This is a genomic window from Mesorhizobium sp. WSM4806 (assembly GCF_055811635.1).
The window spans coordinates 43943-62090 of record NZ_JBVVQZ010000019.1 but is presented as its reverse complement, the minus strand read 5'-3'; the positions used below and the strand labels follow the sequence as shown (position 1 = coordinate 62090).

Annotated in this window: 17 protein-coding genes and 1 pseudogene; 7 read left to right on the top strand and 11 right to left on the bottom strand. The window is 64.4% G+C overall.

Annotated features, from left to right (window positions below):
- Positions 1-234: 234 nt before the first annotated feature.
- The 6 genes from AC0L2M_RS25945 to bcoG are packed head-to-tail and all read right to left on the bottom strand — an operon-like array spanning position 235 to position 6899.
- Positions 235-1017: a carnitinyl-CoA dehydratase gene (locus tag AC0L2M_RS25945; protein WP_473536274.1), complete on the bottom strand. Its 783-nt coding sequence runs from the start codon at positions 1015-1017 to the stop codon at positions 235-237.
- Position 1018: 1 nt separating this feature from the next.
- Positions 1019-3088, bottom strand: coding sequence for an acetate--CoA ligase family protein (locus AC0L2M_RS25940; RefSeq protein WP_473536273.1), 2070 nt, complete (start codon positions 3086-3088; stop codon positions 1019-1021).
- 3 nt (positions 3089-3091) lie between these two features.
- Positions 3092-4255, bottom strand: a complete 1164-nt coding sequence (locus AC0L2M_RS25935; protein ID WP_473536272.1) for an acyl-CoA dehydrogenase family protein — start codon at positions 4253-4255, stop codon at positions 3092-3094.
- Positions 4256-4259: 4 nt separating this feature from the next.
- A complete protein-coding gene (locus AC0L2M_RS25930; protein WP_473536271.1) occupies positions 4260-5333 on the bottom strand; it encodes a 3-hydroxyacyl-CoA dehydrogenase NAD-binding domain-containing protein in 1074 nt (357 codons plus the stop codon).
- Positions 5330-5959, bottom strand: a complete 630-nt coding sequence (locus tag AC0L2M_RS25925) for an HD domain-containing protein (RefSeq protein ID WP_473536270.1) — start codon at positions 5957-5959, stop codon at positions 5330-5332. Before AC0L2M_RS25925 ends, AC0L2M_RS25930 begins: the two co-directional genes overlap by 4 nt.
- 28 nt (positions 5960-5987) lie before the next feature.
- Positions 5988-6899, bottom strand: coding sequence for a 3-dehydrocarnitine:acetyl-CoA trimethylamine transferase BcoG (bcoG, locus tag AC0L2M_RS25920; protein ID WP_473536269.1), 912 nt, complete (start codon positions 6897-6899; stop codon positions 5988-5990).
- A gap of 111 nt (positions 6900-7010) precedes the next feature.
- On the opposite strand from bcoG, the gene AC0L2M_RS25915 reads away from it, so the two are divergent.
- Positions 7011-7991 (top strand): GlxA family transcriptional regulator, encoded by a 981-nt coding sequence (locus AC0L2M_RS25915; protein WP_473536268.1) that lies wholly within the window; start codon positions 7011-7013, stop codon positions 7989-7991.
- A gap of 6 nt (positions 7992-7997) precedes the next feature.
- On the opposite strand, the gene AC0L2M_RS25910 is transcribed toward AC0L2M_RS25915, so the two are convergent.
- Both AC0L2M_RS25910 and xylA read right to left on the bottom strand, forming a co-directional pair.
- Positions 7998-8204: a hypothetical protein gene (locus AC0L2M_RS25910; protein ID WP_023796867.1), complete on the bottom strand. Its 207-nt coding sequence runs from the start codon at positions 8202-8204 to the stop codon at positions 7998-8000.
- Positions 8205-8389: 185 nt separating this feature from the next.
- Positions 8390-9715: a xylose isomerase gene (xylA, locus tag AC0L2M_RS25905; RefSeq protein ID WP_473536267.1), complete on the bottom strand. Its 1326-nt coding sequence runs from the start codon at positions 9713-9715 to the stop codon at positions 8390-8392.
- A gap of 111 nt (positions 9716-9826) precedes the next feature.
- Here xylA and AC0L2M_RS25900 point away from each other — a divergent pair, with 111 nt between their 5' ends.
- The gene (locus tag AC0L2M_RS25900) at positions 9827-10189 is read left to right on the top strand and encodes a nuclear transport factor 2 family protein (RefSeq protein ID WP_023796865.1); all 363 of its coding nucleotides are present in this window, start codon (positions 9827-9829) and stop codon (positions 10187-10189) included.
- A 35-nt stretch (positions 10190-10224) separates the two neighbouring features.
- Here AC0L2M_RS25900 and xylB read toward each other — a convergent pair whose 3' ends face one another.
- The 3 genes from xylB to AC0L2M_RS25885 all read right to left on the bottom strand — a co-directional run bounded on the left by xylB (position 10225) and on the right by AC0L2M_RS25885 (position 13716).
- Positions 10225-11679 (bottom strand): xylulokinase, encoded by a 1455-nt coding sequence (gene xylB / locus AC0L2M_RS25895; RefSeq protein ID WP_473536266.1) that lies wholly within the window; start codon positions 11677-11679, stop codon positions 10225-10227.
- An 81-nt stretch (positions 11680-11760) separates the two neighbouring features.
- Positions 11761-13083 carry a tetratricopeptide repeat protein gene (locus tag AC0L2M_RS25890; protein WP_473536265.1) on the bottom strand — a complete coding sequence of 441 codons (1323 nt, stop codon included), beginning with the start codon at positions 13081-13083 and terminating at the stop codon, positions 11761-11763.
- A 9-nt stretch (positions 13084-13092) separates the two neighbouring features.
- Positions 13093-13716: a LysE family translocator gene (locus AC0L2M_RS25885; RefSeq protein WP_128170381.1), complete on the bottom strand. Its 624-nt coding sequence runs from the start codon at positions 13714-13716 to the stop codon at positions 13093-13095.
- A gap of 188 nt (positions 13717-13904) precedes the next feature.
- Here AC0L2M_RS25885 and AC0L2M_RS25880 point away from each other — a divergent pair, with 188 nt between their 5' ends.
- The 5 genes and pseudogenes from AC0L2M_RS25880 (at position 13905) to AC0L2M_RS25860 (ending at position 18141) form a co-directional block, all read left to right on the top strand.
- Positions 13905-14672 carry a L,D-transpeptidase gene (locus tag AC0L2M_RS25880; protein ID WP_027151997.1) on the top strand — a complete coding sequence of 256 codons (768 nt, stop codon included), beginning with the start codon at positions 13905-13907 and terminating at the stop codon, positions 14670-14672.
- 118 nt (positions 14673-14790) lie between these two features.
- Positions 14791-15957, top strand: a complete 1167-nt coding sequence (locus AC0L2M_RS25875; RefSeq protein WP_128170382.1) for a diphosphate--fructose-6-phosphate 1-phosphotransferase — start codon at positions 14791-14793, stop codon at positions 15955-15957.
- Between the two features lie 32 nt (positions 15958-15989).
- On the top strand, positions 15990-16709 hold the full coding sequence (locus tag AC0L2M_RS25870; RefSeq protein WP_128170383.1) for an MBL fold metallo-hydrolase: 720 nt from the start codon (positions 15990-15992) through the stop codon (positions 16707-16709).
- 84 nt (positions 16710-16793) lie between these two features.
- Positions 16794-17398 (top strand): annotated as a pseudogene (locus AC0L2M_RS25865) (molybdopterin-dependent oxidoreductase).
- Positions 17395-18141 (top strand): FAD-binding oxidoreductase, encoded by a 747-nt coding sequence (locus AC0L2M_RS25860; RefSeq protein WP_473536264.1) that lies wholly within the window; start codon positions 17395-17397, stop codon positions 18139-18141. The pseudogene AC0L2M_RS25865 and the gene AC0L2M_RS25860 overlap by 4 nt, the downstream one beginning before the upstream one ends.
- The last annotated feature ends 7 nt before the right edge of the window (positions 18142-18148 follow it).

Below are 18148 nucleotides of genomic sequence, written 5' to 3'. Positions count from 1 at the left end.
CGCTGACCGGATCGCAACGAATTCGCCTGGACACCCCCCTCTGGCCTGCCCTGTTTGACAGAATTTGGCATCTCCCCCTCAAGGGGGGAGATTGGCAGCTTCGGCCTTGCAGCCCATCTTGCAACGTTGGAGATTGGCGAAAATCGAAGCGACATCCGATCTCCCCCCTTGAGGGGGAGATGGCCGGCAGGCCAGAGGGGGGTGTGACGGAGTGCCGTCATTTCAACAATACCTTCACTTCCCCTTCCACACTGGGTCGCGCTTTTCGGCAAAGGCGCGAAAACCCTCGAGATTGTCCTCCGAGCCGTACAGTGCGTCAACCGTCGGCAATTGGCGGCGCGTCACCCGGTTCATCGCGTCCTGGAAGGTGAGTGCTTCGGCGACCCGCGCCGTCTCCTTGATCGCGGCAAAGACCAGCGGCGGACCGCCGGCGAGCAGTCGTGCGATCTCCCAGACGCGATCGTCGAGCTTCTCCTTGGGCAGAACCTCGTTGACCAGACCCCAGCGATGCGCTTCGGCGACATCCATCCAGCGGCCGGTGAACAAAAGGTCCATGGCGACATGATAGGGAATGCGCTTCGGCAGCTTGATCGTCGCTGCATCGGCCAGCGTGCCGGCGCGAATTTCCGGCAGCGCAAAGGAGGAGTGATCCGACGCGTAGATGAGGTCGCAGGACAGCGCCAGCTCGAAGCCGCCGCCGACCGCCATGCCGTTGACGCAGGCGATGACCGGCTTGTTGAAATCGCGCAGCTCCTGCAGCCCGCCGAACCCGCCGACGCCATAGTCGCCGTCGACAGCATCGCCGCCGGCCGCGGCTTTCAGGTCCCAGCCGGCGCAGAAGAACTTGTCGCCGGCGGTCTTGACAATGGCGACCCGCAGATCCGGATCGTCACGGAACGCCTTGAAGGTCTCGCCCATCAGCCGCGAGGTGTTGAGGTCGATAGCGTTGGCCTTGGGCCGATCGAGCGTGATTTCGAGGATCGTGCCCTCGCGGCGGGTGGTGATGACGTCAGACATTCTAGTTTTCTCCAAGCACCAGCAGCGCGTCGGCGATCCAGGCGCCTTTGCCTTGCGCGCAGACGATCAGCGGGTTGACGTCGAGCTCCTCGATCTCGCCGGCATTTTTCTGCACGAAGGCGGCGATGCCCGATATCGCCTCGATGGCCGCCGCGAGATCGGCCTTGGGCCGGCCGCGATAGCCTTCGAGCAGCGGGAACAATTTGAGCCCGCGCAATGCCGCCTCGATGTCGTCGCGGGTCGCCGGCAGCATCAGCGTGACGCTGTCGCGCAGCAGCTCGACCAGCACGCCGCCGGTGCCCAGCGTCATCACCGCGCCGAACATCGGGTCACGGGTGAAGCCGACGAGCAGTTCGGCGACGCCGTCGCGCACCATGCGCTCGACATAGAGGCCGGTGCCGAGCGCATCGAGATCATGGGCGGCCGTGCTGACGGATTCGGCGTCCCTGAGGTTGAGCCGAACCGCGTCAAGCTCGGATTTGTGGGTGACGCCCAAAGCCTTCAGCGCAACCGGAAAACCGAGCGCCATCGAGGAGATGACCGCCTCGACCGCATTGCCGGCGCGTTCACCGCTCGGCACGGGGAGCCCGGCCTCGATCAGCCGCGCTTTCGCCTCGGCCTCATCAGGCGTGACGTGGTCGCCGGCCGGCGCCCCGGAAGCGGAGGTGTCGATCGGCTGCGCCTGCGGCTCGCGCCAGGCCCAGCCGATGAAGGCGGCCGCCTGGGCGGCGTCCATGGCTTCGGAAATGCCGAACAACGGCACCATGCCGCGTCCCATCAGCCCGGCGGTGTATTCCTCGGGCAGGTTTTCCGGCAGCGAGGAGACGATCGCGCCCTGCGCCTTGTTGGTCTTCAGCGCCGATTCGAAGGCGCGCAGCGTCGTCCACCAGTCGGTGTCGGAGCAGCGGTCGGGGCGCGGGAAATCGAGCACCAGCATGTTGAGGTCGAAGCCGCCCGACACCATGGCGGTGAAGGTGGCGGTCATCGCCGGCTCGTTGTTCCAGATGAAGGTGTGGTAGTCGAGCGGGTTGGCCACCGCAACCAGCGGCCCGAGCGTCGATTTGACGTTGGCGCGGTGGATGTCGGTCAGCGCCGGGAAATTGACCCAGCGGCCTTCGGCGCTGTCGGCCATGACAGACGCTTCGCCGCCCGAACAGCTCATCGACGACAGCCGGTAGCCGGGCAGGGGCCCGGTGACGTGCAGCAGCTTGAGCGCCTCGATGAAGGCAGGGATGGAATCGACGCGGGCGATGCCGAGCCGCTTCAGGAAGGCGCCCGAGGCAGCGTCCGAGCCGGCCAGCGACGCGGTATGCGACACCGTCGCTTGCCGCGCCTGCTCGGAGCGGCCGACCTTCATGGCGATGATCGGTTTCTTCAGCTCTCGCGCCCGCGCGGCCAGCCTTTCGAAGCCGGCTACCGAATCGAACGCCTCGATATGCAGGCCGAGCGAAGTGACCCGATCGTCCTCGATCAGGCCGAGCGCCATTTCCGAAAGGCCGGTCTGTGCCTGGTTGCCGGCGGTCATCAGAAAGGCGATCGGCAGGCCGCGCTTCTGCATCGTCATGTTGATGGCGATGTTCGACGACTGGGTGATGATGGCGACCCCGCGGCCACCCTCGGCCAGCCTGATGCCGCCATGCTGGTCGGGCCATAAAAGCGCGCCATCGGCATAATTGATCAGCCCGTAGCAGTTCGGCCCGATGATCGGCATCTGGCCCGCCGCAGCGACCAGTTCCGCCTGCAATCGCTCGCCATGCTCGTCATAAGCCTCGGTCTCGAGAAAGCCGGCGGCAAAGCAGACGGCGCCGCCGGCACCGCGCTCGGCCAGCGCCTTGACCACCTCGATGGTCGAATGCCGGTTGACGCCGACAAAGGCGGCGTCGGGGGCGCCGGGCAGGTCGGCCACCGAGCGGTAGGCCTTGCGGCCGGCGACATCGTCCTTGGTCGGGTGCACCGGCCAGATCGCGCCGGCAAAGCCCATCTTGATCGACTGCGCGACGACGGCGGCGGCCTGCGCGCCGCCGAACACGGCGATCGTTCGCGGGCGCAAGAGGCGCTCAAGTTTGTGCATTTATCAGCCCCCAAACGGGCGCAGCAGCGCCCGTGAAATGATGTGGCGCTGGATTTCCGACGTGCCTTCCCAGATGCGCTCGACGCGGGCGTCGCGCCAGATGCGCTCCAGCGGCAGATCATCCATCAGCCCCATGCCGCCATGGATCTGGATCGCCTCGTCGGCGACGAAGGCAAGCATCTCGGTGGCCTTCAGCTTGGCCATGGCCATGTCCTGATCGGTGACGGTGCCCTGATCGTACTTCCAGCCGGCTTCGAACACCATCAGGTCGGCCGCTTTCAGTTCGGTCGCCATATCGGCAAGCTTGAACGAAACGCCTTGGAACTTGCCGATCTGCTGGCCGAACTGCTGGCGCTGCGCGGCGTATTCGATCGCATGGCCAACCGCCCGCTCGGCCCGGCCGAGACAGGTGGCGCCGACCTGTAGGCGGGTTGCACCAAGCCATGAATTGGCGACGTCGAAACCCTTGTGGACCTCGCCCAGAACCTGGGCTCCGGGCAGCCGGCAATCGTCGAATTCGAGGATGGCGTTGGTGTAACCGCGGTGCGAGACGTTGCGGTAGCCGTCACGCACCGTAAAACCCTTGGTGCCCTTGTCGACGAAGAAGGCGGTGATCTTCTTGCGTTTTCCACGCGGCGTCTCCTCTTCGCCCGAAGCCATGAAGACGATGGCGAAATCGGCAAGATCGGCATGGCTGATGAAGTGTTTGGTGCCGTTCAGCACCCAGTCGTCGCCATCCTGAACCGCGGTCGCCTTCATGCCGCGCAGATCGGAGCCGGCACCCGGCTCGGTCATCGCCAGGCAATCCCACTTCTCGCCGCGAATGCAGGGATAGAGATACTTTTCGCGCTGCTCCGGCGTGCCGGCCAAGAGGATGTTGGATGGCCGCGCCACGCAGGTCCAGTGCAGTGCGTAATTGGCGCGGCCGAGTTCCTTCTCGTAAAGCAGCCAGGTCACCGTATCGAGGCCGGCGCCACCGACCTCCGCAGGCATGTTGGCGGCATAGAGCCCGGCTTCGATCGCCTTGGCCTTGATCTCCTCGATCAGCTCGCGGCGCAGCACGCCGGTGCGCTCGACCTCGCGCTCATGCGGGTAAAGCTCGTTCTCGACGAAGGCGCGCGTCGTCTCGACGATCAGTTTCTGTTCCTCGGAGAGGCCAAAATCCATGGTCTCAGCCTTTCTTCTTTTTCTTCGGCTTATCGGCCTTGGCCTTCTCGGCCGCCTTGGAGGCGGTGGGCTTCTTCGCCGCAAGCTTGGCGAGCTGCTTGGTATAGTCCTTGTGCAAGGCGCCGGCGCCCCAGCCCCTGCCTTTGTTCTGCTTCGAGAGCGCATCCATGATGGCGACCAGATTGTCGTCGCGGATCTTTTCGAGCTCGCGGATCGACAGGCCATCCGCCTGATCGTCCGACTGCGTGGCGATCAGGTCGACCAGTTCGTCGTTGAACTCCGGCACATCCATCAGCTTGGTCCACGGCCATTTCAGGCACGGCCCGAACTGCGCCATGAAATGGCGCATGCCGGCCTCGCCGCCGGCGACGCGGTAGACCTGGAACATGCCCATCTGCGCCCAGCGCAGGCCGAAGCCATAGCGCATGATGTCGTCGAGTTCCTCGACCGTGCAGATGCCGTCCTTGATCAGCCACAGCGCCTCGCGCCATGCCGCCTCCAGCAGGCGGTCGCCGACGAACGCCTCGATCTCCTTGCGGATCACCACCGGTTTCATGCCGATCGAGGCGTACATCTCCTTGGCGACCTCGATCGCCTCGGGAAAGGTCTGCTCGCCGCCGACGATCTCGACCAGCGGCAGCAAATAGACCGGGTTGAATGGATGGCCGACGACCAGCCGTTCCGGATGCTTCTTCATCGCCACCTGCATGTCGGTCGGCTTGATGCCGGAGGTCGAGGAGCCGACGATGGCATTGGCCGGCGCATAGAGGTCGATCTCGGCCAGCACGCGGTGTTTCAGGTCGAGCCGTTCCGGCACGCTTTCCTGGATGAAATCGGCATCGGCGACGGCGTCGGCAATGGTCTTGGCAAAGGTCAATTTGCCTTCTTTTGGCAGGCCGTCGGGCAGCATCTGCTTGTAGGCGCGGCGCGCGCCTTTCATCACTTCGCCGACCTTGCGCGCGGCTTCGGGGTCGGGATCGAAAATCGACACGTCGATGCCGTTCAAGAGCAGTCGCGCCACCCAGCCGGCGCCGATGACGCCGCCGCCGATTGCAGCTGCCTTGGTGATGATGCTCATGCGGAGGCTCCGGTTCTTGTCCTGGCTTTTTCCAGGTCGATGAGAGGCACGCGCTCGCCGGCGCGGATCACGGTGGGGTCATAGGCCCTGCGCGCAAACACCTCGAGCACGAAGGGCCGGAAGAAGTCGATCGGCAACGTCTCGTAGTCGGGGTCGAAGCTCGACTGGTCCCAGCGCTCACAGAACTGGTCGCAATCGTCGAAATAAAGGTGGCCGGCGAAACGGTCGCGCGCATGCGGATTGCCGCCGAGATGGTGGGCGTAATAGAGGCGCTGGAAGTCGCCGTGCTTTTCCACAACCCAGGTGCACTGCTCGCGCACAAAAGGTTTTAGGACCGAAGCTGCATATTCGTCGTGATTGTACGGTGCGTAGACGTCGCCGATGTCGTGCAGCAGGGCGCAGACGATCCAGTCGGTGTCGGCGCCGTCGCGCCATGCGCGCGTCGCCGCCTGCAGCGAATGGCCGAGCCGGGTGATCTTGTAGCCGGACAGGCCTTCGTCGAGTTGGACAAGCGCGTCAAGCAGCCGTTCGCCGGTCTTCGCCGCATAGTCGATCTCGTGCTCGGTGAGGGCCGCGTAATCGTCGCGGTCGCCATCCTTCATTGCGGTGAATTTCACGGTCTTCATCGGCGGCTCCTCCCTACCGATTGCTTGTTCAAAGCGGCGCGCGCTTCGTCAAATTGAGCTTCTTGCGCACTTCATCGGGGCCGATGACCCTTGCGCCCATGTTCGACACGATGCTGACCGCCCGCTCGACCAGCTGCGCATTGGTTGCCAGCACGCCCTTGTCGAGCCAGAGATTGTCCTCGAGCCCGACGCGGACATTGCCGCCGGCCAGCACCGCGGCGGCGGCATAGGCCATCTGGTTGCGGCCGATGGAGAACGCCGACCAGGTCCAACCTGACGGCACATTGTTGACCATCGCCATAAAAGTGTTGAGATCGTCCGGCGCGCCCCATGGCACGCCCATGCACAATTGCACGAGAGCATCCGGGTCCAGCACCTTTTCCTCGACCAGTTGCTTGGCAAACCACAGATGGCCGGTGTCGAAGGCCTCGATCTCCGGCTTGACGCCAAGCGCCGTCATTATGCCGCCCATGGCGCGCAGCATGCCTGGCGTGTTGGTCATGACATAGTCGGCCTCGGCGAAATTCATGGTGCCGCAGTCGAGCGTGCATATCTCCGGCAGGCACTGGCGCACATGTTCTACGCGGTTGGTGGCGCCGCCCATATCGGTGGCTTTCTCGTTCAGCGGCAGCGGGTTTTCCGGCGAGCCGAACACCATGTCGCCGCCCATGCCGGCGGTCAGGTTCAGCACCACGTCGACGTCTGCAGCACGGATGCGCTCGGTCACTTCGCGATAAAGCTGCACGTCACGGCGCGGCCTGCCGGTTTCGGAGTCGCGCACATGGCAGTGGACGATCGCCGCACCCGCCTTTGCCGCGTCGATGGCCGAATCGGCGATCTGCTTGGGCGAGCGCGGCACATGCGGGCTGCGGTCTTGCGAGCTGCCGGACCCGGTTATGGCACAGGTAATGAAGACCTCACGGTTCATCGCAAGCGGCATCAACTTTTCTCCCAATCAGCACAGATGGTCCCGATCAAACATGGGCCCAATCGAACAGATGGCAACAATGCCTGACTTGCCGGAAACTGTTTTGCATTTTACGAAGTGCGTATGATGAAAAACGAAAAGTCGTCGATCTTTCGCGCCGAACGGTTGCCGCTCAAGGTGACGCTGCTGGTGTTTTCCGGGTCGTCGATCATGTGCGTGGCCTCGGCCGTCGATCCGCTGCGCGCCGCCAACCGTATTGCCGGCGAGACGCTGTTCGATTTCAGGCTGGTTTCGGTGACCGGCGAAGCGCCGGTCACCACATGCGGCCTGCCGGTTGCGGTCAGCGGCCGCTTCGATGCGGCGGATACGACGGATGTGCTTGTCGTCGTCGCCGGTTTCGGCACGCAGAACTATGCCACGTCGGCCCTGCTTGCCGGCCTGCGCCGAGCGGGGCGCGCCGCACGCGCCTGCGGCGGCGTCGAAGCCGGTACCTGGCTGGTCGCCCGCGCCGGTCTGCTGGAAGGGCGCAGCGCCACCACCCATTGGGAGGACATGGAGGATTTTTCCTCGGCCTTTCCCGATGTCGACGTCCGCCCCGACCGCTATGTCATCGACGGGCCGGTCTTCACCTCCGGTGGCGCTTCGCCGACCTTCGACCTGATGCTGCATCTGATCCGCACGCGGCTCGGCATGGCCGTCGCGCTCGATGTGGCAAGCGTCTTCATCTACGACCAGGCACGCGCCGCGACCGACGCGCAGCCTTTGGTCTCGCTCGGCCGCCTCGACGGCTACGATCCGCGGCTTGCGCAAGCCATCCGGCTGATGGAAACCCACGTCGACCAGCCCTTGACCATCGCCGCGGTGGCAAAGCGTGCCGGGGTGACGGCACGTACGCTGGAAAGCATCTTTCGCAGGTCGATCGGCGAGACGCCGGGCGCCTATTATCTCAGGCTGCGGCTGGGTGCAGCGCGCCGGCTGGTGGTCGACACGCGCGTGGCCATGGCCGATATTGCCGGGCGAACGGGGTTCTCGTCCGCCGCGGCATTTTCCAGGGCGTTCTCAAGAGCTTTCGGCGAAGCGCCGGTCAGGCTGCGCAGGAGATAGTCGGGATCAGGCAGCGTCCTGGCGGTCGCTTTTGCCGTCGATCTGCGAGCGCATCTGTCTCGCAAGGTGGGTCTCGAAGCGGCTGGCGACCGCGCGGTCCCATTCGTTTGCACCGCGCGCGCCATCCTTCGGATGCGGCAGCGCCATCAGCCGGTCGATGATCGATCCCTCGCCAGATGAGAGCAGGGCGTCGATTTCGCGTTCGTGCTGCATATCGGTTCGCCTCCTTCTTTCTGTTCCCGCCACGAACCACATATACAAGATTCGTGACGGCTGTTTGAAGGCAAGAGGGAGGCGATTGAGGGGCGGTGCGAGGCAAAACCTTGTCGTCGGTTCCGCCCTCGCGCAAAGCTGTTCCGGGCCGGCGGGTCGGTCAACAGACCCGCCGGTGCGGCACCTCATACGTACCGGTTGACGATATTCTCGAGCAGTTCCTGGCGGCCGGATCTCGGCTGCGGCTCGATCTTCTTCTTGACGACGCGCTCGGTGATCTCCTCCAGCGTCCGCTTGCCGGCAAGCATCGCCTTGGCCTCGGCCGAGTTCCAGCCGGCATAGCGCTCGGCCAACGGTCCCGACAGCGCCTTGTCCCCGACCATGCGAGCGGCGGCCTTGAGGCCGCGTGCACAGCAATCCATGCCGCCGATATGGCCAATCAGCAGATCCTGCGGATCGAGCGACTGTCGCCGAAGCTTGGCGTCGAAATTGGTTCCGCCGGTCTTGAAGCCGCCGGCCTGCAGGACCTGATAGTAGGCCAATGCCATCTCCGGCACGTTGTTGGGGAACTGGTCGGTGTCCCAGCCCGACTGGTAGTCGTTGCGGTTCATGTCGATCGAGCCGAAGATGCCGAGCGCATTGGCCAGCGCCAGTTCATGCTCGAAGGAATGGCCGGCCAGGATCGCATGGCCCTGCTCGATGTTGAGTTTGACCTCCTTCTCCAGCCCGAAGCGCTTCAGGAAGCCGTAGACCGTGGCGACGTCATAGTCGTACTGGTGCTTTGTCGGCTCCTGCGGCTTCGGCTCGATCAGGATGGTGCCCTTGAAGCCGATCCGGTGCTTGTAGTCGACGACCAGGTTGAGGAAGCGGCCGGCCTGTTCCTGTTCGCGGGCAAGGTCGGTGTTGAGCAGCGTCTCATAGCCCTCGCGGCCGCCCCACAGCACATAATTCTCGCCCTTCAGCCGCTTGGTGACGTCGATGCAGTGTTTGACCGTCGCTGCCGCATAGGCAAAGACGTCCGGGTCGGGATTGGTGGCGGCTCCCGCCATGAAGCGGCGATTGGAGAACAGGTTGGCCGTGCCCCAAAGCAGCTTGACCCCGGTCTTCTTCATCTTCGCCGCAAAATAGTCTGATATCTCGTCGAGCCGCGCGGCACTTTCAGAAAAATCTTTTCCCTCCGGCCGCACATCGGCATCGTGGAAGCAGAAATAGGGAACACCCAACAGCGAAAACATGTCGAAGGCGACATCGGCCTTGAGCTTGGCCAGTTCCATCGTGTCGGTGCCACCGGCCTCGGCGAACCACGGCCGCTCGAAGGTCTGGCCGCCGAACGGATCGCCGCCTGGCCAGGCGAAGGAATGCCAGTAGGCGACGGCAAAGCGCAAATGGTCTTCCAGCCGCTTGCCGGCGACAATTTCATCGGGATTGTAGAACCGGTAGGCCAGCGGATTGGTCGAATCCGGCCCCTCGTATTTGATCTTCTGGATGTCGCCGAAAAAGCCGCTGGTCATGTCTGTCTGTCCTCTCAGGGTTCCGTCCTGATTACCTCAGGCGTAATTGGTTTCGCGCTGGCGCTGGATGAAAAAGGTCATGTCGAAGCCAACCAACAACGGAGACAGACCATGACCGACCTCAACACGATCGCCGAAAACTACATCGCCGCCTGGAACGAGAGCGACGCCGCGCGCCGGCAAGCCTTGCTCAAGGCGGCCTTCACCGATGACGTCAGCTACCGTGATCCGATCATGCAGGGAGACGGCCACAATGGCCTCGCCGCACTGATCGATGGTGTCCAAAAACGATTTGCCGGCTTCCGGTTCTCGCTGAAGGGCAAGCCGGACGGGTTTGGCGACACGATCCGCTTCTCGTGGAATCTCGGGCCGGAAGGCACCGATTCCGTCATCGAAGGCACCGACATCGGCGTCATCGAGAATGGCCGCCTGAAAAGCGTCACCGGCTTTCTCGACAAGGTCCCGGCACAGTGAGGAAACCTCGGGCCGCGGCGTGGGTGGGAAACCGCTCACGCCGTGGCCGCCTTGATAGCCGGGTAAAGCAAGCGGTAGCGCTGATAGGCATCCGCATAGGCGTTGCTTAGCGCGGCGACCGGCTCGATGGTGGCATCGGTGGCCGGCGCCGTGCACACTCTGAGCGGATCGGCGCCCGTCGCCGCGATCAGGCCAAGCCTCGCTGCACCGAAGGCGGCGCCGAAATCGCCGTCGGCGGGAATGTCGACGGGCAGGCCGAGCGCGGTGGCGATTGCCTTTAGCCAGTAGCGCGAGCGCGAGCCGCCGCCGATCGCCGTCACCCGCGTCAGCGTCGTGCCGGCCTTGGCCAGGGCTTCGAGACCGTCGCGGAAGGCGAAAGCCACGCCCTCCAGCACGGCCTGGGTCAACACGGCGCGGCTCGATTCATGCGCAAGCCCGGTAAACGAGCCGCGAATGGCCGCATCATTGTGCGGGGTGCGCTCGCCCGAGAGATAGGGCAGGAAGGACACGCCGGTCGGCGCCTTCAGCGTATCGCCGAGCTCGGCGGTCAGCTCGCCGGCGCCTTTGCTTGATATCTCGGACAGCCAGTTGAGCGAATCGGTTGCCGACAGGATGACGCCCATCTGGTGCCAGGTGTCGGGCAGCGCGTGGCAGAATGTGTGCACCGCGCTTTCCGGGTTGGGCAGATAGGCCGCATTGGCGGCAAACAGCACGCCTGACGTGCCAAGCGAGACAAAGGCCTGGCCGGCGGCGACCGTGCCCATGCCGCAAGCCGACGCCGCATTGTCGCCGGCGCCACCAGCGATCGGGATGCCCGCCTGCATCCCCCATTTCGAGGCCAGTTCGCTGCGCAACGCGCCGGCCTTCTCAGTGCCTTCGACCAGTGACGGCATCTGCTTCTCGTCGAGCGACGTGGCGGAAAGCAGGTCGGATGACCAGTCTCGCTTGCCGACATCGAGCCAAGAGGTGCCGGCCGAGTCCGACATCTCCGAAATATGCTCGCCGGTGAGCCAGAGCCGCAGGAAATCCTTCGGCAGCAAGACCTTTGCCAGTTTGGCGAAAATATCCGGCTCATTGTTTTTCACCCAGACCAGCTTTGGCGCGGTGAAGCCGGGGAAGACGATGTTGCCGGTCAGCTTGCGAAAGCGCGGGTCGGCGTCGAGCTTGGCGGCCTCGGCATGGCTGCGCGTGTCGTTCCACAGGATGCAGGGGCGCAGCACCTGGTCGCCGGCATCGAGCAATGTAGCGCCATGCATCTGGCCGGAGAGGCCGATTCCTTTGACGGCGGCGAGCTGTTCTGGATGAGAAACTTTGAGCTCGGCGATCGCTCCCTCGCAGGCGCGGATCCACTCGGCGGGGTTCTGCTCCGACCAGCCGGAGTGCGGCCGAGACACGTCGAGTGACGCGTGGCCGGAGCCGATGATGCTCTGCCCGGCATCGATCAACAGCGCCTTGACGCCCGACGTGCCCAGATCGAGGCCGAGATACATGGTGTCCTCCCATTGTCATTAATTTTTTCGGCTCTCGAAAAAATCTGACTTGGCAGTTTTTAAGACAAGATCCGCCTCCGGTCAATTCTCCGAGAAATCGGCAGCCCGCCGCGAAAGCAGCGCCGACAGCGGGCTGTCGGGCCGCGCCAGCGCGCGTTCCGCGGCAAGTGCCCTTGCCAATGCACGGTCGCCCGACCGCAGCGCAGCCTCGATCAGCGTCAGGTCGATGACGTCGCGCTGCGCGTGGCTGCCGCCGAAGCGGTGGGCGATCGCCCGGATGGGCCGGATCAGGCGGACCGTCTCGGCATAATTGCCGTCGCCGAACGCCTTGATGGCGAGCGTCACGGGATGGCCGACATCCCGGGTAAAGGCGGCGTTGTCGTCGTTGGCGTGCATGGCCTCGTGCTGCGCCTCGAGCAAGGTGCGAGCCGGCGTCTCTTGGCCGGCGCCGACGAGGGCCATCATTGCGTGGGCATCGTTGAAGGCATAGTTGCCGGCGCTGGCCTTGGCCCAGTTGGCGGCGAGTGCCGCCCAGCGGCCGCCGACATCGACGCCGCCGAGATGCAGCCGCCACAGGATAGACGAAGCATCGACCATGTTGAGCGCCAGCGTCGAGCGTTCGCCGTAGATTGGGCCGTCATAGAGCGCCAACGCCTCGTCGGTCTCGCCGAGATCGTAGTGGAACAGCGCCAGATGCCACCAATTATGCACTTTCAGGAAGCTTTCACGCGTCCACGCGTCGGGGTTGGCGCGCATCCAAGCGATGCCGTCCCTTTGCCGGCTCTGCATTTCCATGACATGGGCGACGGCGTGCTGCGCCCAGCCGTCGCGCGGCTCGATGTCGACTGCCATGCGGCCAAGCTTTTCGGCGCGCGCATAGTCGCCCATTTCCTCCAGCCCGAACGCCTGCATGCCGAGTACGGCGTGGTAGCCCGGCATGCCGCTCTGCCACGACGGCAGCGCGCGGCCGATGCGGTCGCGCAGCATGCGGGCATTGCCGGTGAAGAAATCGATCTGGTGCCCGGTCTGCAGCGCCAGCGCATCGGGCGGAAACTCGATGGCGATATCCTCGAGCAGACGAGCGGCTTCATGCCAGCATCCTGCGGCAAGATGGCCAAGTGCTGCGACATGCGCCTGCTCGCGCGGCGTGGCGGCAAGCGGCAGTGCCGCCTCGTGGCATGTCCTGGCCACGGCTGCCGCCTCGCGCTCGGTGGCGAGGCCGAAGAGATAGCCCTTGAACACATGCGCCATGACGAAGCCAGGATCCTCGGCGATGGCGCGATCGACCGAGCCGGCCGGGTCGCCGATGAAGCATTGCAGTTCGCGCACGGCCTGGCTGTAGGACGAGAACCCGGCCTCCGTCGCGCCCGAAAACGTCAGCCCGAATGCGTCCCTGACTGCCACGTCATGTCCTCAATTGCCCGAGCGCATCGCCACTGTGGCGATGCCGGCGCCGACCAGCAGCGTGCCGCCGGTGCGGTTGAAGATGCGGATCGCCGTCGGGTTGCGAACGACGTTGCGTGCCCTTGCGGCGATCAGCGCGTAACCGAAGGCATTGGCGAAGGCGAGCGCCAGGAAAGTCGTCTCGAAGATCACCATCTGCGTCCAGAAATCGGCATGCCGGTCTAGGAACTGCGGCAGGAAGGCGACGAAGAAGGTGATGCTTTTCGGATTGAGCGCGGTGACCAGCCAGGCATGCGCCATCATCTTGGCCGAGGACACCGCGTCCAGGCGCGGCTCGGCCTTGAGCGTGCCGCCGGCGCGAAACAGCTTTATGCCGAGATAGATCAGATAGCCGGCGCCGACCACCTTCAGCAACGTGAACACGGTGGCCGACGCCGCCAGCAGCGCGCCGATGCCCAGCATCGACAGCGTCATCGCGGTAAAATCCCCAAATGCCACGCCAACCGCCATCGGCAGCGCGGTGCGCCAGCCCTGGCCGAGCGCATAGGATACGACCAGAAGGATGGTCGGGCCGGGAATGACAAGAAGGATCGTCGAGGCGGCGGCAAAGGCGGCCCAGTTTTCGAAGGACATGTTCGTCTCCTTGAGCTCAAAGAAGAGGATAAATCCTTGGGCTCACAAAGATGTAAAGGGGCAAAAATCGAAAATGCCCCTGGTTAACATCAGGCGACGGTTCTTCACGCTTTTTCAACCATGATTGGTGAAAATGCACTCTATCCGGCCGGACTGTGTTTCCCGCCGACAGCGTAGGGTTTGCGTAGATGCGCGAGTTGCCGCAAGGTCTGACGCCGCCGCACAATGGCGACGAAATCGAAATTTCCGAAATCCAGCTTTCCCGCCGCGCAGTGTTGTCCGGCGCCGGTGCGCTGGGGCTGCTCGGCGTCGCCGGCTGCAGCCAGACGCTCGACCTGTCGGCGCTGCAACTCGACGGCGTCACCACCGGCGCGATTACCCCTGTCCGCCCGAGCATCAGCGTCGACAAGAACATCACCAGCCCTGGTGTGATGTATGCCTCCGTCACAGACGGCGGCTTCACGCTGCCGGAAGTGCCCTACCTCAAGGTCAAGCCGGAGTTCCGCCGCCAGATCGTCGTCGACCCGACCGGCGAGCAGCCCGGCACCATCGTCGTCCATTCGCAGGAGCGGCTGCTCTACCTGGTGCAGCCCGGCGGTGACGCTATCCGTTACGGCGTCGGTATCGGCAAGGAAGGCTTTCGCTGGTCCGGCCGCGCCAACATCCAGTACGGCAAGGAATGGCCGACCTGGAGGCCGCCGGCCGAGATGATCGCCCGCAAGCCGGAACTGGTGAAATGGCAGGCCGGGCAGCCCGGCGGCCTCGACAACCCGCTCGGCGCGCGTGCGCTGTACATCTACCAGAACGGCCAGGACACCGGCTACCGCATCCACGGTTCGCCCGAATGGTGGAGCATCGGCCAGGCGATGTCGTCGGGCTGCGTTCGCCTGATCAACCAGGACATCATCGACCTCTACAGCCGCGTCTCCAGGAAGAACCCGGTCGTCGTCGTCTGACCCTCCCGGTCATCGTCTGAACTCGAGGCGGCTGACGCGGCCGCTCGACTCTCCCGTTGCGCGATCTCGCAAGACAGGCGAATGTGCCTGCAAAGTCACTGCTCGGGAGACGTGAAGCATGTCCGGAACTTTTGTCATCGCGCAAGGCGGCGGCCCGACCGCCGTCATCAACCAGACGGTGGTGGGCGCCACACTCGAGATTCGCAGGCGGCATCCCGGCGCCAAGGTGTTGGGCTCCATCCATGGCGTGCGCGGCATCCGCGACGGCAACTATGTCGATCTTTCGGCTATCCCTGAGGACCGGTTGCGGTTGATTGCGGCGACGCCGAGCGCCGCGCTTGGCTCGACGCGCGACAAGCCGGACGAGGCCTATTGCGAAATCATCCTCAACGGCCTGAAGAAGGCTGGCGCCGATGCCTTCATCTATATCGGCGGCAACGACACGTCCGGCACGCAGCAGATCCTGACCGACGCCGCCGGCGGCAAGATGGCTTTCGTCCATGCGCCGAAAACCATCGACAACGATCTCGAGGAGAACGACCACACGCCGGGCTTCATTTCGGCAGCCGAGTTCGTCGCCGGCGCCTTTCTCTCGGTCGACCTCGACTTCCGTGCTCTGCCCGGCATCTATGTCGGCATCGTCATGGGGCGGCATGCCGGTTTCCTCACCGCCGCCGCCGCCGCATGGCAGCTTGATCCCGACAGCGGCCCGCACCTCGTTTATGTGCCGGAGCGACCGTTCTCGGCTTCAGCCTTTATCGACGACGTGCGCGCCACGCTCGATCGCCACAAGCGCTGCATCGTCGCAGTCTCCGAAGGCGTCAGCACAGCCGACGGCAAGGCGCTGGTCGAAAGTCTTGTCCCGCCGGACAAACTGGAGCGCGATGCGCATGGCAACGTCAAGCTGTCGGGCAGCGACCTGCCGGCCGCCCTCGAGCGCGCGCTGGCCGAAGGATTGCCGGGCAAGCGGGCACGCGTCGATGCGCTCGGCTACATGCCGCGCGGCTATGTCGGCGCCATCAACGCCGTCGATGCGCAGGAAGCCTTCGATGCCGGCGTCTTTGCGGTCGCTGTCGCCGAACAGGGCGGCGGCTCGGTGGCACTGCAATATGACGGCGAGAAAACCGTGCTGAACAAGGTGCCGCTGAAAAACGTTGCCGGCAAGACCCGTCACATGCCCGACGATTTCATGCTGCCGGATGCCAACCAGCTCTCCGACGCAGGAATGGCCTATCTGAAGCGGCTGGTTCCCGAAAAGTACAAGGTCGGAAAGCCGTTCGTCTGAGCCGGCTTGCTTCTGATGCCGGAATCTTCGTGATGCGTGACTGGTTCAGCAAGACCGTCATCGACGCCGATACGACGATGCTGACCGAGCCGTTCGTGCATGATTTCGTGCGCGCCAACATCTGGCATCTGCGCGGCCGCGACGTCGACCTGCTTGTCGACACCGGCATGGGGATTTGCCCGCTGGCGCCGGAGATCGACACGCCTGATGGCAAGCCGCTGCTCGTCGTCGCCACCCATATCCACCTCGACCATGTCGGCTCGCTGCACGAATTCCCGCTGCGAGCCGGGCCGAGGATGAGTGCTGCGCAATTCGACAGCATGGATGACGCCGTCACCTACGCCCACATGTTTCATGATCTCGACGGCGCGGTCTCGAAGCTGCCGGCACCGGGCTGGAGAGCGGCCGAATACAGAATCCAGCCGGCGCCGCTGACGCGGACGCTTGACGAGGGCGATCTGGTCGACCTTGGCGACCGGCAATTCCGGGTGCTGCATCTGCCCGGCCATTCGCCGGATTCGATTGCGCTGTTCGATGAGGCCGACGGCCTGTTCTTCGCCGGCGACGCCATCTACGACGCCTTGCTGATCGACGACCTGCCGGATTCCGACCGATCAGCCTATCGCCGAACCATGCAGCGGCTGCTCGATCTGCCTGTCAGCATCGGCCATGGCGGCCATGGACCAAGCTTCGACGCCAAACGGATGCGCGAGATCGCCGCCGGTTATCTCAGGCGAACAGACGGCGCATAAGCCAAGAATCTGGTTGCCCGCCAGAGTATCTTTGACAACATTGGTGAAGGCCGACAGGCCGCCTGATGCAAACGGATTGTCTCGATGGTCACCCGCGGTTTCTCTTCAGGACGAAAGCCCATGCGGATGCGCGTATCCCGCCGGGGCAGTATCTCGAGCAAGGGTTTCCCGTGCTGTCGGCCGGGCCGACGCCGCCTGTGCGCACCGAGGACTGGTCGTTCACGCTCAAGCACGGACCGCGGCCGATCAAGACGTGGAACTGGACAGAGTTCAACGCGCTGCCTTTGACCAAGATGACGCGCGACATCCATTGTGTCACCGCGTGGACCAAGTTCGACACGGCGTGGCAGGGTGTGCTGGTCGACGATATTCTGGCGGATGCCGGCATCGAGCCACCGACCGCCTTCACGCTGGCGCTGTCCTTCGACGGCTATACAACCAACGTGCCGACGCAGGATCTCACTGCCGGCAAGGCAATGGTGGCACTGCTTTACGAAGGCAAGCCGATCACGCCGGACCATGGCGGCCCGGCGCGGCTGCTGGTTCCGCATCTCTATTTCTGGAAGTCGGCCAAATGGCTGAACGGCTTGCAGTTCACCGAGCGCGACGAGCCCGGCTTCTGGGAGCTGCGCGGCTATCACATCTATGGCAACCCGTGGCGCGAGCAGCGCTATACGGGCGATCCATGAGCGACGCGCCGGCGGCGCAGTCGCCCTGGCACACGGTGACCATCGCCCGCATCGAAAAGCGCACGCCGCGCGTCACCAGCTTTTTCCTCCAGCCGTCGCGGCCCTTCGCCTATCGTGCCGGGCAGCATGTCGATGTCAGGCTGACGGCGCCGGACGGCTATCAGGCGCGCCGCTCCTACTCAATCGCCTCGGCGTCGGAAGCCGGCGAGACGATCGAGCTGGCGATCGAAAGGCTCGATGATGGCGAGATCTCGCCCTTCTTCCACGATATCGCGGCGGTTGGCGACGAGGTCGAGTTGCGCGGACCGCTCGGTGGCCACTTCGTCTGGTCCGACAGCGACGGCGGCCCGCTTCTGCTGGTCGGCGGCGGGTCCGGCGTGGTACCGCTGATGGCGATGATCCGCCATCGCGCCGCGCGCAGATCGGCGGTGCCCGTGGCATTGGTATTTTCCGCACGGGTCTGGGACGAGGTGATCTTTCGCGACGAGCTGATCGACTTCCACGATCGCCGGGACGGCTTCGATCTGGTGTTGGCGCTGACCCGCGAGGCCGCCCGGCGCCCGTCAGACTATTCGCGGCGGATCGACGTTGCGATGATGGAGCAATCGATGCTGCGGCTGCCCGCACCGCCAAGGTTCGCCTTTGTCTGCGGCTCGAATGCCTTCGTGTCGGCCGCCGCCCAGGCGCTGATCGATGCCGGCGTTCCGGCAAGCCTCATCCGCACCGAGCGCTACGGGGTTTAAGCTCCCC

Bases quoted from the DNA above. Each gene is read 5' to 3' on its own strand.
- AC0L2M_RS25945 (WP_473536274.1), bottom strand. From the start codon at position 1,017: ATGTCTGACGTCATCACCACCCGCCGCGAGGGCACGATCCTCGAAATC.
- AC0L2M_RS25940 (WP_473536273.1), bottom strand. From the start codon at position 3,088: ATGCACAAACTTGAGCGCCTCTTGCGCCCGCGAACGATCGCCGTGTTC.
- AC0L2M_RS25935 (WP_473536272.1), bottom strand. From the start codon at position 4,255: ATGGATTTTGGCCTCTCCGAGGAACAGAAACTGATCGTCGAGACGACG.
- AC0L2M_RS25930 (WP_473536271.1), bottom strand. From the start codon at position 5,333: ATGAGCATCATCACCAAGGCAGCTGCAATCGGCGGCGGCGTCATCGGC.
- AC0L2M_RS25925 (WP_473536270.1), bottom strand. From the start codon at position 5,959: ATGAAGACCGTGAAATTCACCGCAATGAAGGATGGCGACCGCGACGAT.
- bcoG (WP_473536269.1), bottom strand. From the start codon at position 6,899: ATGCCGCTTGCGATGAACCGTGAGGTCTTCATTACCTGTGCCATAACC.
- AC0L2M_RS25915 (WP_473536268.1), top strand. From the start codon at position 7,011: ATGATGAAAAACGAAAAGTCGTCGATCTTTCGCGCCGAACGGTTGCCG.
- AC0L2M_RS25910 (WP_023796867.1), bottom strand. From the start codon at position 8,204: ATGCAGCACGAACGCGAAATCGACGCCCTGCTCTCATCTGGCGAGGGA.
- xylA (WP_473536267.1), bottom strand. From the start codon at position 9,715: ATGACCAGCGGCTTTTTCGGCGACATCCAGAAGATCAAATACGAGGGG.
- AC0L2M_RS25900 (WP_023796865.1), top strand. From the start codon at position 9,827: ATGACCGACCTCAACACGATCGCCGAAAACTACATCGCCGCCTGGAAC.
- xylB (WP_473536266.1), bottom strand. From the start codon at position 11,679: ATGTATCTCGGCCTCGATCTGGGCACGTCGGGCGTCAAGGCGCTGTTG.
- AC0L2M_RS25885 (WP_128170381.1), bottom strand. From the start codon at position 13,716: ATGTCCTTCGAAAACTGGGCCGCCTTTGCCGCCGCCTCGACGATCCTT.
- AC0L2M_RS25880 (WP_027151997.1), top strand. From the start codon at position 13,905: ATGCGCGAGTTGCCGCAAGGTCTGACGCCGCCGCACAATGGCGACGAA.
- AC0L2M_RS25875 (WP_128170382.1), top strand. From the start codon at position 14,791: ATGTCCGGAACTTTTGTCATCGCGCAAGGCGGCGGCCCGACCGCCGTC.
- AC0L2M_RS25870 (WP_128170383.1), top strand. From the start codon at position 15,990: ATGCGTGACTGGTTCAGCAAGACCGTCATCGACGCCGATACGACGATG.
- AC0L2M_RS25860 (WP_473536264.1), top strand. From the start codon at position 17,395: ATGAGCGACGCGCCGGCGGCGCAGTCGCCCTGGCACACGGTGACCATC.